The organism is Selenomonas sp. KH1T6, from assembly GCF_900108415.1.
In the GTDB taxonomy this organism is placed as follows: Bacteria; Bacillota; Negativicutes; order Selenomonadales; family Selenomonadaceae; genus Selenomonas_B; species Selenomonas_B ruminantium_A.
Genome location: NZ_FNWN01000004.1, coordinates 57847 through 72050 on the forward strand (window position 1 = coordinate 57847; position 14204 = coordinate 72050).

Below are 14204 nucleotides of genomic sequence, written 5' to 3' on the forward strand. Positions count from 1 at the left end.
TTTTTCGCATTATTTTCCTATCCTGATCGCCCCCACCGGGCAGTCCTCTGCTGCCTGCAGGGCATCGTCTATGGCATAATCAGGCAGTTCCCGATAACCCTCTGCCACCCCCTGCTCTCCCATGCGGAAGCCTTCGGGGCAGGCTTGGGCGCAGAGGCCGCAGGCTACGCAAAGATTTTCGTCCACATATCCTCTCATGGCTGCCTCCTTACGCCCCTGCCGTCGAACTCCGGCACGTATTCCTCGCTGGCAGCGCGGCGTTCCTGGGTGTAGCAGCGGGTAATGCCCAACTTCAACGCGTGCTCCACCACAGAATCGTACTCAAAGGTGGTAAGGCGGCGGCTCAGGTTCTTATGCTCTCCTGCCCGATACATGGGGGTATACTGGCTCATGAGACTTAGCTGCACCTCATCCCCAAACTCCTGCCAGAGCCAGTCCAGAATCTCCATGCTCTCATGGCGGTGTCCTGGCAGCACCATGTGACGGACAATAACGCCGCTCTCAAGACTGCCGTCCTCACGGAACTGCAGGGGCCCCACCTGATGGAACATGGCCCTGATGGCAGCTTTGGCAGTCTCAGGATAATCCTTTGCCTCAGAGTAAGCCCTGGCGCTTTCCCCGCTGAAATATTTCAAGTCCGGCAGGTAGATATCCACCATGCCCTTCAAGGCTTCGATGGTTCCGACTTTTTCATAAGCGCTGGAATTGTAGACCACAGGCAGTCTGAATCCTTTGGCCCTGGCAAGGCCAAGGGCGCTGATGATCTGTGGCACATAGTGGGTGGGTGTCACCAAATCCAGCGTGGCCGCCCCCCGCTCCTGCTGCTCCAGGAAAATCTCAGCCAGACGCACCTCAGTCACTTCCTCCCCCTTGCCCCCGTGGCTGATTTCATGGTTCTGGCAGAAACAGCAGCGCAGGTTGCAATAGGAGAAGAACACCGTCCCCGCCCCCTTTTCACCCGTGAGGCAGGGTTCCTCCCAAGGATGCAGGGAGACAAGGGCCACCCTAGCCTTATCTCCTGCCCCACAGAAGCCGGTCCCCTTATATCTATCCACGCCGCAATCCCTAGGGCATAGGCGACAATTATTCAGGTCTATCATTTCACCTACTCCTTGCTATATTATACTTGTGAGCAGTGTATTTTTATATTTAGGAGAACTACTCTTCTAGTATGTCTTACCTCCACCGCTTGCGGGGGAGGGGGACCGGCGAAGCCGGTGGAAGGGGGAATCGAAGCCGTTACGTTACCTTCGCCCCTTCCACCGCCTAACGGCGGTCCCCCTTCCCCGTTTCACGGGGCAGGTAAGGCCTACGATTTACGGAGCAATCCTAATAGTTATACTCTCAATCAATATTTTTTATATAGTTACTTACCAAAAGGCTAACACCTGCCATAACGGTTGGCAAGGGTATTGTATGAAATTTGTCTAAAAAGTCTTTTAAGATATGAGCATAGTGTTATAATTATAAAGCATTATTCATAAGGAGGAATTTCATGTCCGAAGAAGAACTTGCCCAAGTGCGAAAATCCACGCCCCATTTTTTCTGGGAGCTTTTCAAATCCACCTTTCTCATCAGCGCCTTTACCGTGGGGGGCGGCTTTGTAATCATCCCCCTGCTAAGGGCCAAATATGTTGACGAATACGGCTGGCTGGACGACAAGGAAACCCTGAACCTGGTTTCCATTGCCCAGTCCATGCCGGGGGTGGTGGCCTGCAACTCCGCCATCATGCTGGGCTATCGCATGGCGGGACTTGCTGGCACCCTCACCGCCCTTTTCGCCACCATCTTGCCGCCGCTGATCACCATTTCCATCATTTCCTGCTTCTATGAACTTTTCGCCAACAACGAATACGTGCGCTACGCCCTGAAGGGCATGCAGTGCGGTGCCACGGCCATCATCGTGAACGTGGCTTATGACCTCCTGAAGAAGCAGCTGAAAAAGAAACTGGCTCTGCCACTGGCCATCATCGCAGGCACTTTTATCGCCAATTACTGCTTCGATATCAACATCATGCTGCTGGTAGTGCTGGACGGCCTTATTGGCCTCGCCTTTATGCGCAGCGCCAGATATAACTGAGGAGGCTTACTATGATTTATCTTTTGCTTTACTGGGAATTCGTGAAAGTAGGCCTCTTCTGCGTAGGCGGCGGCTATGCCTCCATGCCTCTCATCCAGGCCGCCGTGGTGGACGGCAACCACTGGCTGACCCTCAGCGAGTTCGTGGATATCTTCACCATCTCCCAAATGACCCCCGGCCCCATCGGCATCAACGCCGCCACCTTCGCCGGCATGAAAGTGGCAGGCACAGCCGGTGCCATCCTGGCCACCTTTGGCTTCGTCACTCCCTCCCTGATTCTTTGCATCATCGTGGCCAAGCTCTTTTTCAAGTACGGTGACATCGGCATCATCCGCGGCATCCTGAACGGCCTGCGCCCCGCCGTCATCGCCCTCATCTGCTCAGCCGGCCTGGGCTTCGTCATCCTCTCCCTCTGGAACGAAGAAACCCTGCCCGCCAGTCCCCTCGAAAACCTCGACCCCATCGGCATCATCATGCTCATAGCCACCTTCATCGCCGTACGCCTGAAGGTCAGCGTCATCAAACTGTTGGCAGGCTCAGGCGTCTGCGGCCTCCTGCTGGGCATGATGGGAAAATTCTTCTAAGACCTCATTTTCAAAAGGGCAGTCCGATTAAATCGACATTCCACTGTTGATTTAATCGGATTTTTTTGCTATACTTCGATTAAACAAACAATCCACTGCTGATTTGATCGAAAGGTAACAAAATATGTATATAAATCGTACTATTGAAGAAGCCATCAAGAAGATGGGCGAATCATTTCCCTGCATTGTCATATACGGTGCCAGACAAGTAGGCAAGTCCACCACCATCAATCACATCTTTGGCGAAAACTACGCCAAAGTTACCTTAGACGATGCAGAGGATCGCAACCTTGCCCTAAACAATCCCAAGCTGTTCCTCGAAACCTACGGCTGGCCCCTAGTCATTGATGAAATACAAAAAGCTCCTCTGCTGCTCGATGAGATAAAGAAGCGCATAGACGAACAGCGGCTAGCCTGGCTGAACAGCAACCAGACTCGACAGCTCATGTATATTCTCAGTGGCTCCAACCGCTTCGAACTCCAGCAAGGGGTATCTGATTCACTGGCCGGACGCTGCGGGATCCTGGAAATGACCTCCTTTTCCCAAGCAGAAAAGCAAAACTCCATCGGCAGCCTTTTTCAGCCGGAAATCCCCCTACTGCTCAAGCGTGAGAAACAACTGAAAATCCCCTATCGCTCCCGCAAGGAAATCTTTGCGGACATCTTCCAAGGCGGTATGCCGGACATCTGCACCCAAGTATCCGAGCGAGAACTATACTTCAAGTCCTATGTCAATACCTACATCGAGAAAGACATCCGCAAAATAATCGCCGCCGACAATGAACTTACCTTCCGCAACTTCATTTCCCTCCTGGCCCTGCGCACCGCCCAAGAATTCCATCCCGGAGAGCTAGCCAATGCCGTGGGCATCGACACCCGCACCTGCAAAAGATGGCTTTCCATACTTGAAACCTCCGGCATTATCTTTCTCTTGCAACCCTATATGGCCAAAATGTCCAAGCGCATCATCAAGGCTCCAAAGGTCTATTTCATGGATACGGGCCTCTGCGCCTATCTCTGTAAATGGCCCAATGCCGAAATGCTGGAAAGCTGCGCCATGAGTGGTGCTTTCTTCGAAACCTATGTGGTAAGCGAAATCCTGAAAAACGCCCATGCCCACGGCCTTGACCCCAAGGCTTATCTTTTCTACTACAGGGATATAGACCAAAAAGAGGTAGACCTTATCTATGTCCAGCAAGACAGTATCTATCCCATAGAAATAAAAAAAGGCCTGAATCCCAACAGCCCCACCAAGAATTTCTCTGTCCTAAAAAAATACAACCAGCCCATAAAAACCGGGCTGGTTATAGATACTTGCGAAAAGATGCGCCCTATCAACGAGGAAGCCTGGACGTATCCTGTATATATGCTGGGGATGTAATCTAATCTGTGAGGAAAAATTTAATACACCGTATTATTGTGCGGTTGCTATCCATCATGCTTTTGAAATAGCTGAGCCAGCACCAGCAGATTATTTTTGTGCTCTGAGCTGACGCTTCTAAAAAGCTGCAGCATAGTCTGCTCATCCTGGAGCAGCTCATTCTGAGTTTTGGGCCGTTCATCCCCCAGCAACCAAGACAGGCTGACATTTTCTGTGCAGGCAATGCGGACAAGGCCGTCTGCATCCAGCTGCCCAGATCCCCGAAGCCAGCCCATAAGAGCATTTCTTGTGACCCCCAGGCGCCCGGCATACTCAGCCTGCGTCAGTTTGCGATTCTCGTCTTTGGCCCGTTTCCACAATTCATTGATCCGTTCATGGAACTTATTCTTCCAAACCATAGCAGTCTTACTCCCCAGTCGCCTGTTGCAGCAACAGACAGGATTTGCCCCCTTTCATGGTAAATCAACAGGTATCTGTGTGCGTTTCTTCATTTATTGAGAAGGTTTGAAGAAAGTGGTTTCCATATTGCAACTCTCATTACATCAGAATATAATTCATCAAATTAGCTGTATCAGTAAATCTAGTCACTCCATTCTCCGAATGCATAACAACTGATAAGATTTTTCGATTATTACGCTCAACAAGAGTGCACAGATTCCCGCCTGCTTTAGGAGTTATTCCTGTTTTTATACCTTTGCAACCCTCATAATAATGCAGCATCTCATTCGTATTTTTTATACGAATCTTCCGTGGCGGGTATAAGTATGTCAGTACAGATTCCTTCATTCCTGCCAAAGCACGAAACTGTTCATTTCTCCAGCAATATGCTGCCAATTTTGCCATATCCCGTGCCGTAGAATAATGATGGATATTGTCTATGCCATGAGGATTAGCAAAATGTGAATTCTCGCTAAGTCCAATCTGTCTTGCCTTCTCATTCATGAGAATAGAAAAATTTTGTATAGAGCCACTCACATGCCTTGCCACAGCCTCTGCCATTTCATTATTTGACCGCAGCATCATTCCTTTCAGAAGTTCTCCTAACTTCATATAGCATCCGCTCTCCTTGACAAGCGCTGCGTAATTTTTATCGCTAAAAATCAAGTCATCTGCTCTACGCCTGCAGATCTCTTCCATGTCGCATCGTTCCAGTGCAATTATGCATGTCAGCATTTTTGTCAGTGATGCAGGATACAATTTCATATCTGCATTCTTCTCATAACAAGTCTGATGATTGGTTAAATCAATAGCAATTACTGCACTTGCTGTCATCTGTTCCAAAAGATTTTCCTGATGCGAAGCTGTTACTTGCATGGCGCTGCGCATAGTTTCATCTGCATATTGCCTCTGAATATGATTTACAATTTTATGAAACTGCGTAGAATGTGATGATTTGATAAATACTACATCATCTTCCTTTAAATATTGTTTTAAATTCGTCATAAGATCTTTGAGCGATGGAAACCAAACGCAATTACATAATTCTTTTACCTCATCATATAAATAGCGCATATATGTTCCGCTCAAAATCACACGGTTCACCCGACAGGAAATAATATCTTTGGCCAAATTTTTGTGAATAGGAACAGCACGCTCGCCCAACTCCGCAATATCGCCAAGAATTGCGACCCGTGAATCCTCTTGTTTGCCAATCTGTGCTAAATACTTCAGCCCATCTCGCATGGATGCCTCATTTGCATTAAAAGTTCCGTTTATAACCGTGATGTGCTTCCCATAATAAGTCATATTTTGAATCTTATTTCGCCCATTGACGCTCTCATAAGATTCCAATTCTGGCAAAACATCCTGCATAGGAATTTTTAGGGCTTCAGATACCCCGATTGCTGCAAGTGCGTCTAAAATCTGGTAGGGAGAAACATGACATTTCAAAATATATTCTTTCCCAAAAACCGAAATCTTTTCCCCATCTGCCAATCTGCCAATTTTTATCATTGACTCAGGATGCAGACCAAAGGTAATCAATTGAAGCTTTGCCTTCTCCACTTCCCCAAGAATCAACTCGAAATAAGGACAATCTCTATTGACAACAGCATATCCTCCCGGCTCCATTCCATGAAAGATACTACTCTTGATTCTAGCAATGTTTTCCAGGTCTTTTGTATCATTCAAATGTGCCTCGACTATGCTGGTAATCACAGCCACATGTGGCTTTAAATCAGCTGCTGAGGCAAATTGCTGAAGAAAAGCATGGCTTTCCTCAACAACGGCAAACTCCGTATCCATGCATAAATTTGCCAGTAACATTCCAATGCCAAAGGAATGGTTGTATGTCCTAAACGTAGACGGCACATAATGATCTTTTGATAAAATTTTCTTTATCATTGCAACCGTAGTTGTCTTTCCACAGCTGCCAGTTACCGCAATCAATTTCCCCCGAAATCTTCTTCTGGCGGCAAAGCCAAGCTCAATCATTGCAGTAGCCGGATTCTTCACCAGCAACTGTGGAAATCCTGTCGGCAAATCCTCAATTGGCCGTCCCACAACAGCACCAGCAAAAAAAGGTGCCTGTCGTCGCAACAACCTAGAAGAAATGGCGATATCTAATATCGGACCAGGCAAATCATCAATTCCCCATCCATTATACGATACCGATCTTACATACCAAGATGGGGGGGGGGGGACTATCCATTCTCCCCCCGTAATTTCCGCCAATTGTTGCGCATTCCAACATTGCCCAACAATTGATTGGTAAAGGCTGGGGTACTTTTCCACCGGGAAATCTGTCCTATAGCGCATAGTAATCACACGTCCTTCATTTTTCACAAAGTATTTGCCATTTCAAGCAACTTTTCGCATAAATCCTCAAATTTCATTCCCACGGCTCTTGCAGCATCCGGAACCAAGGAATTCTCCGTCATTCCGGGAACAGAATTGACTTCAATGGCATAGGGTATATCCTTCTCATCCAGCATGACATCGACACGCGCAATGCCACGGCATCCACACGCACGGAAAGCCCTCTGAGCCAACTCTTGAATTTCTTTTGTTTTTTGGTCGGATATTTTTGCAGGAACAATATGTGTGGAAGCACCCTTCGTATACTTGCTGGCATAGTCATAGCGCCCGGACAGCGTAGTAATTTCAATCACAGGAAATGCCTCTACCTCTTCCGTACCCCAAACGGCTACCGTCAACTCCCTTCCTCGGATAAATTTCTCCACAAGGATTTCATTGCTATAAGAGAAAGCTTCTTCCATAGCGGAAGCCAACTCTTCTTCACGCTCTACAATATGCACGCCGATACTTGAGCCTTGAGAAGGCGCTTTGATAACAACAGGAAACGAGAATTTTTCCCGAATCCTTGCCAAAACAGCATCACTCATATCATTCCGATAACAGACAAGAAAATCCGGCGTTGAAATTCCCTCTGCCAAAAAAATGCGTTTAGTTGCAATCTTATCCATAGTAATAGCAGAAGCCAATACTCCAGAACCTGTATAGGGAATGCCAAGCATATCCAAGGTTCCCTGCAAGCTGCCATCCTCTCCGTATTTTCCATGCACAGCATTGAATACGACTTTGCATCCACTTTTTTGAATGCTCTCTGCAAAAGTTTCCGGAACAAGTTCCATTCCCTCTGCATCATAGCCTTTCGCTAAAAGTGCCTTTAAGATTGCATTCCCTGTCTTACGAGAAACCTCTGCCTCTGTAGAAGTTCCCCCCATCACAACAATAATTTTTCCAAAATCCATCATTTTCCTCCAATTAAATTTCATGAACCTTAAAATTTCTTTCCGTCGCCCACTTTTCCGCATAGGAGCCATGCGGACAACAAATAACAATATCTGCATTTTCATCAAATGCCGTATCATTTATAGTTTTCAAGGACTCTGGCAAGATTACCTTTTTTAGATTTTTGCAGTTTTTGAATGCATTACTCTCAATCGTAGAGCACCCACGCGACAAGTCCACTTCTTCTAAGGATTCACAACCATAAAAAGCTTCTTGTCCAATGTATTTTAAAGATTTAGGAAAACCAATTCTTTTTAGCATCTTACATCCAAATAACGATTTTGCAGAAATACATCTTAATTGATTCGGAAGAACAATACGCTCTACCGCCTTCCCTTGGAATACACCTCTTCCCAAGATCCGTACATATAATCCGTCAACAAATTCTGGAACAGTTATTGTTTTGTTTGAACTATTGACTTTAATTAGTACGCATCCATAGTTTTCAATGCGCTTATAATTTCCCATTTCGTCACAAATAATTTTACCATCTGAATCATAGGCATAATAATCCGTACCATATAAATCATCTACCGTCCGATGCAATGCCATCACATGGCTTCCTTTAAAAAGAATCAATCCTGTTTCAAGGAATTTTTCTTCAAGCCACTTTCTAAGTTCATTTCTATCTTCAGTATGCCTGCAACAGATTCCATTTTTGCTTGCTTCTTCCATCGAGAACCTCATGTTTGGTCCATAAAATATAACTTCATCCACCGATTTTGTTTTAGAAACCAGTTCACCAATTTCTCGATGTATTTTTTCAGAAGCTACACCTAATTCTGCAACATCTCCAATTACAGCAATCTTTTTCTTTCCATCTAAAGCTTCTATATTATCCACAGTACTTAAAGCTGCATTTATAGATTCCTTGGATGCATTATAGCAATCTAAATACACTTTTGTCCCATTCAGTTGCACAAGATTTTGACGAAATCTACTTGTCTTATATGATGACAAGTTCCTCGCTATGTTTTCCCTAGAAACTCCAGACAATAATCCTACAGCAAAAGCTGACATTGCATTATACACATTATGAATTCCAGGAACATTCAAGAGGATCTTTGTTCTGACATTACCTCTGCCATTTTCAACGATATCAAATTCTATCGTTCCGTTTTTTTCAACAATATTTTCAGCAATAAAATCCGCTGTTTTGTCATATATTGCACATTTTATAATTCGATGTTGATAGTTTGCCTTTTTTAAAAGCTCATTATCCCAATTGATTACACCAATACCATTATCAGAAGCATTTCTGTCCAATGCCAATTTTTCATATAAAAGCAGTTCAATATTTCCGCGGAAATTACCTATATGCCCACTCCCAACATTAGTTAATACAAAAATATCGGGATGCAGAACCCTGGAACTTTTCTCTAATTGTCCTGAAAACGATCCTGAGCATTCCTGAATATAAATTTCAATATCTTTTTTTAGTTCAAACACAAATTGGCAAATTCTTATTTCGGTATTTTGACTTCCCGTTGCCCTATAAACTTTTAAATCAGGTTCCAATACACCACCAATCATTTCCGTCGTAGTTGTTTTTCCTACGCTACCAGAAATACAAATTGTTTTTGCTTTAAAATTTGTTTTCCAAATCTCAGCAAGATCCAATATATAACTGAATAGGTACGGGCGTAAGACAAATGGTGTATTACCAACATTTAACAGTTTCTTATGTATTGGAAGTCCAATAATACACTTTAAATTTTTCTTCTGAATGGTTTCTATCCATTTGGTATAAACACAACAAAACACATCATTATCTTTTGTTTTATATGGTATAAATTTCAATCTTTCATTTATGATTTCATCGTTTTCAGAGAAAGATTCATCATTAATCTCTAAGTATTAAAATAAATCTCTCATCGAAATTTTATTTTGCCGAAAATTATTTATACTTTCTTTTTGCTTGCTTGTAAAAAATGATTCCAAGAAAGTTTCTTTATCCATGAGAGCGAGCATATTTTCTTTCATTTTTACACATGAATTTGAATTCAAACTTTCACGTGCTGCATTCAATTTATACTCACGATATAATTTCTTCTTTATGACTTCTTGAAATTCAATCTCATTTTCTTTTGCCAGACTTATTAATCTGCAATATGAGTCGTATGAATTCCACCCAGTTAGTTGCATCATATATCTAATTAATGATTTTTCAGGACGTACTTGCCTGGAAATTTCATTCAAATTATTCTTCATCTTCCAACACCTCAATTCTTGTATAGCTCAGATATTCCATATTGCCTCATCTAATCCCGTCCATTTTATGGCATCGGTAAACTCATCAGGATATTTTACATAAAGATGAGTACCGTCTCCATATTTGCTTTGCTAGTATAGTTTCCGAGATACCTCCGAAGGGTCCCATCACGCCGATGAAACAATTTGCCTGACTTATAGTGACCTTGGTATATTCAATCAAACATATACGTAAAATCATACACGCCCCCACGATAACCGCGTTTTACCTGATTCTCCAACAGAATCAAATCTCCCGCAAATAGAGTACGAAATGCCTGCTTGTATCATCTTTCGTCTGCTCCATTTAACACCATCCCCCCCAGGGAGACATCTGTTATTTGTGCACGTTTTTTAAGGTACTGAGATGGTGTGAGGAACGTGTTATCCTGTATGTGGTGCTTCTGAATCACTATAGGTTTTCCCTGTGCGACCGTGCAATTATCTTCCACATCTCTCGTCACACAACATCCAGCCCCTATCCGCATATTGTTTCCTATCTTTACATCCCCTATAATCGTGGCACCTGCTCCAATATAGACATTATCGCCAATTACGGGAAATCCTGATGATTTGCTGTCCGCCAGGGTGTTTGAACCAATTGTAACGTTTTGGAAAATAGTGCATCCTTTTCCGATTTTTGCGCGTGACGATATTGCGATTCCCCGAAACCCATGCGGAGAACGAAAACGCTGACACCCATACGTCACCGGAATGTATGATGCATAGATGTGATTGATATATCGGCATTTTGTCAATGCCTTTTTCTTTTCCAGAGATGTTGTCGCTCTCAGTGCTTTCTTGCGAGAGTTCCAAAAAATATTCACGTAATAGGTATCGCTATAGCGAGTGCGTATATTATTTAGTTCATCAATATTCTCGCATGCATCAATTTCGTCAAATATGTTTTCCATATCGCACCTTCAGATTCTATACTATTCTTGGCACTTCCATTCGCGTAAAGAAAAATGGGATTTTCTTTTAACATCTTTCACGAACGAAAAGCCATATCCATCCCAAATATTATTTAATTTTTTATTGGAATAAAGGCATTCCAAGCGTAAGGTGTGTTTGTTTGTATCTCTCGTCAGCTGTTTTGCATAATCTGCAATTAACCGTCCAATGCCGCTATAGCCAATTTTAGTTACCACCCTGCTCAAATAATATGAATCTGTTTCCTTATCTCTCCAAGATTCACTGTCCGAATTCACACAAAAGCCTCCGATGATTTCTTCGCCGTTTTTCAGAACGTAGTATTCTCTATTCTGAATTAGCTTGAGAAACGAATCCCTCGGATGGTTTTTAATGTAATTCTTCCATTGTGAATACCCTTCATCTTGAAGCCACTTGATACGTGCTCTATACAATAAAAGAATTTCATCGATATACTTCTCATCCGCTCTTGTAACACACACATTGCCCAACATCTCATTCTTGGTATAAATACATATTTTCGAGCCTATAGTAGATGTAATATATGAGTAGAATTCATGTTTCCTTATTTTATTTAAACTTGTATTATAAGCATCCGAAACTGCGACAGGTGCCCAATTAGACTTTCCAATATTTCTATAGGTATGGCAAGGTATATAATGATTATTCATTAGCCTTACTTTCCCAAACGCATCTCTACGCAGGCAAATTCGCACAAGAACAGACTCTCTATTCCCTTGCACTTGATTCATTACAGCCTGAAAATTCCCTACCGAATAGAAACATGGAACTTTTCTTCCATCACTAGTATTCAATAAGTCATACACTTGAACTAGATGAGGATTTGATCCTATGATATAATCTGCACCAGCCTCAGCTATTTCATGTGCTTCTTTTTCTTGCATACGAGTTATTTTCCTGAAATTTTTCTTTCCCCAATGCATATATGCAATAACATATTCTGCACCTTTCCTTCGACATTCTTCTATATCTTTTTGTGCTTTCTGTTTTGAAAATATATTCAAATGTATAGATTTCTCGCGTTCATTCCAATCAATATCTTTTCCATTGAATCCTGTATCCATCGACATATATGCGAGAAAACCCACCCTGATTCCATTGACATCAGCAATGAAGAATCTTTCCTCATACTCGTTTCTAAAAGCACCAGTTTGAATAAGTTCGTACCTGTCCACCTGTTCAATTGTTTCCTGAAGTGCTCGTATTCCTCCATCACAATTGTGGTTATTAGACATGATAACAGCATCAAAGCCCCCGTATTGGACTGCTTCAAGATACCTAGAAGTTGCATTGCAATTGTTGAAGTTGTCTATGTATGTTTCATCCGTCATATACGGCCATCCAGAAGCAAGCAATGTTTCCAGATTTCCAACCGCCAAATCAGAATCCTTGGTAATTTCTCTAACATACTCAAAGCTGTCACAGAAATCCCAGCCATGCTCCTCTGTATACTGTGTGTTCATTTGTGTTTTTCCACACATCAAATCCCCAACCATCATTATGACTGCGGTATTATTCTTGATTGCAGATGCATTTTCCCAGTAACCAGTTTCGAGATTCTTATGATAGCGAACGGGGAATTCGTGAAGTTTCTCTTCGGCACAACGGTTCACAACCACCTTATGAGAAACACTTCCGCCCGCAGATTCGCTTTCATAGACTATATCGCATGCCCCGGAAGCAATTCCAGTAATCTCTCCGTTTGTGCTCACCTTTGCTATGGATTCATTCGTGCTCGACCATACTCCATCCTGCGGTTCCCCCCAACCATAGACAGCCTTCAACTGCCTGGTGGTTCCATCATAGAGATAGGTAGCCTCTCTATCCAAGCGAAGTTCAGATACATATTCAGCTGCAACTGGAGGGACCTTGACACTAAAGGACAAATCTCCATTATTATTGCGGACAAAACTTCTTACAGTGTAATATACAATCTTTTTATCATGATCAAAATCATTGTCACGATAGGTTCCTATGTTCCTTCTCTCTGCTCTATATATTAGTTCAAATGGCCCCTCTGGAGCATACCCCCTAAATACCTCATAACCATCTGCAACAGAGAGCTTTTTCCAATAGAATTCTATCCCGTCTTTTGATATATCAGATATTTTTAATCCATACGGTTTTTCTGGTTCTTTTGGACTTTCCATGCGTATCGGCTTGGCATTAATAAGTTTTTCCATAACATATCGCATGCCTTTTCTTTCGTGGACAAATGGTAATTGTAAAATCCCTACTCCAGGGTGTGAATTCATCTCAACTATTACTGGCCCATTTTCAGTAATAGCAACATCCCATCCAAAATATCCAGGAACTATCTTCGCTGCTTCTTCAAGCATTTTTTTTGCCTCTGAAAAATATGGTATTTTAAATCCTTTAATTTTAACACCTGTGTCCGGATGTGTTGTATGTCTTCTGTGCTGATAATCAAATGCATCTGTTTCAATTTCTGCTGTATCAAGATTAATATTAGCAACCATTCCACCTTGATGTGTATTATCAAAATATGTATCTCCCTGACACATGCGAACTGCTGCATACATAATGTAAGCTTTGTTCGTTTCAATTCCGCTGAAAGATTCATTTGTATAAAGGGTAACCATCCTTATTGTATTTACACCCTTAACAGACAATTTCTGCATATCTGGATGTTGCTTGATAAATCCTTCAACGACTCCATCTTTCATCAGTGAAATTTCTCGGTATACATTATCAATGCTATTCGTAGTGAGATCATAAACCTTAATACCAGCTCCACCTGAGCGAGATGATGGCTTGTAAACTATTTTTTTCTCATTTTTAAAAGCTTGAATAAATTCTTCAAGCTTCAAATCAGAGGTAGATAAACATATACGTCCTAAATATTTACCGAACTTTTTTATAAAACGACTTTTATTCCAAGCTACACGCACATTATCCTTGTTAGTATTAAATTTACTAACAATTAAATCCGCATCCCTCTTTAGGAAAAATGTACGTTGTTCATCCTCAGTAAACTCCCAAAGTTTAAAGCCTAAGTAATATTCAAAATTCGCCCCTACATTTTCTTTCGCTTGAAGCATTTTCTTTTTTGCATAGTCAAAATCCCAGCCCGTCTTTTCACAGACCTTCTGGACACGGCATCTATTTGCTTCAGACATACGTTCCATATATACTTCCCCCTCTATACAATCTCAGCTTGCATATCAAAAACACCAATCAC

At 42.7% G+C, this 14204-nt stretch carries 12 protein-coding genes; 3 read left to right on the forward strand and 9 right to left on the reverse strand.

Annotated elements, in window-relative coordinates; all coding sequences use genetic code 11:
* Positions 1-9: 9 nt before the first annotated feature.
* On the reverse strand, positions 10-198 hold the full coding sequence (locus BLW59_RS03905; protein ID WP_074696378.1) for a ferredoxin: 189 nt from the start codon (positions 196-198) through the stop codon (positions 10-12).
* Positions 195-1100, reverse strand: a complete 906-nt coding sequence (locus BLW59_RS03910) for a radical SAM protein (RefSeq protein ID WP_139283537.1) — start codon at positions 1098-1100, stop codon at positions 195-197. Before BLW59_RS03910 ends, BLW59_RS03905 begins: the two co-directional genes overlap by 4 nt.
* Before the next feature lie 395 nt (positions 1101-1495).
* Here BLW59_RS03910 and BLW59_RS03915 point away from each other — a divergent pair, with 395 nt between their 5' ends.
* From BLW59_RS03915 to BLW59_RS03925, 3 genes are all read left to right on the forward strand, one after another.
* On the forward strand, positions 1496-2080 hold the full coding sequence (locus BLW59_RS03915) for a chromate transporter (protein WP_029541078.1): 585 nt from the start codon (positions 1496-1498) through the stop codon (positions 2078-2080).
* A gap of 11 nt (positions 2081-2091) precedes the next feature.
* Positions 2092-2664 (forward strand): chromate transporter, encoded by a 573-nt coding sequence (locus BLW59_RS03920; protein ID WP_074696380.1) that lies wholly within the window; start codon positions 2092-2094, stop codon positions 2662-2664.
* Between the two features lie 124 nt (positions 2665-2788).
* On the forward strand, positions 2789-4045 hold the full coding sequence (locus BLW59_RS03925) for an ATP-binding protein (RefSeq protein WP_074696383.1): 1257 nt from the start codon (positions 2789-2791) through the stop codon (positions 4043-4045).
* 47 nt (positions 4046-4092) lie between these two features.
* Here the strand turns inward: BLW59_RS03925 and BLW59_RS03930 are convergent, their stop codons facing one another.
* The 7 genes from BLW59_RS03930 to BLW59_RS03960 form a co-directional block, all read right to left on the reverse strand.
* Complete coding sequence (locus BLW59_RS03930; protein ID WP_074696385.1) at positions 4093-4443, reverse strand: helix-turn-helix domain-containing protein; 351 nt, start codon at positions 4441-4443, stop codon at positions 4093-4095.
* A 139-nt stretch (positions 4444-4582) separates the two neighbouring features.
* On the reverse strand, positions 4583-6829 hold the full coding sequence (locus tag BLW59_RS03935) for a Mur ligase family protein (protein ID WP_139283538.1): 2247 nt from the start codon (positions 6827-6829) through the stop codon (positions 4583-4585).
* Positions 6826-7758, reverse strand: coding sequence for a D-alanine--D-alanine ligase family protein (locus tag BLW59_RS03940; RefSeq protein ID WP_074696389.1), 933 nt, complete (start codon positions 7756-7758; stop codon positions 6826-6828). Before BLW59_RS03940 ends, BLW59_RS03935 begins: the two co-directional genes overlap by 4 nt.
* Positions 7759-7771: 13 nt before the next feature.
* Entirely contained in the window at positions 7772-9598 is a 1827-nt protein-coding gene (locus tag BLW59_RS03945) for a Mur ligase family protein (protein ID WP_139283539.1), read from the reverse strand.
* Between the two features lie 57 nt (positions 9599-9655).
* Positions 9656-10009, reverse strand: coding sequence for a hypothetical protein (locus BLW59_RS03950; RefSeq protein ID WP_074696393.1), 354 nt, complete (start codon positions 10007-10009; stop codon positions 9656-9658).
* Positions 10010-10335: 326 nt separating this feature from the next.
* Positions 10336-10962 (reverse strand): serine acetyltransferase, encoded by a 627-nt coding sequence (locus tag BLW59_RS03955; RefSeq protein WP_074696395.1) that lies wholly within the window; start codon positions 10960-10962, stop codon positions 10336-10338.
* A 21-nt stretch (positions 10963-10983) separates the two neighbouring features.
* Entirely contained in the window at positions 10984-14151 is a 3168-nt protein-coding gene (locus BLW59_RS03960) for a CapA family protein (protein WP_074696397.1), read from the reverse strand.
* Positions 14152-14204: the final 53 nt, after the last annotated feature.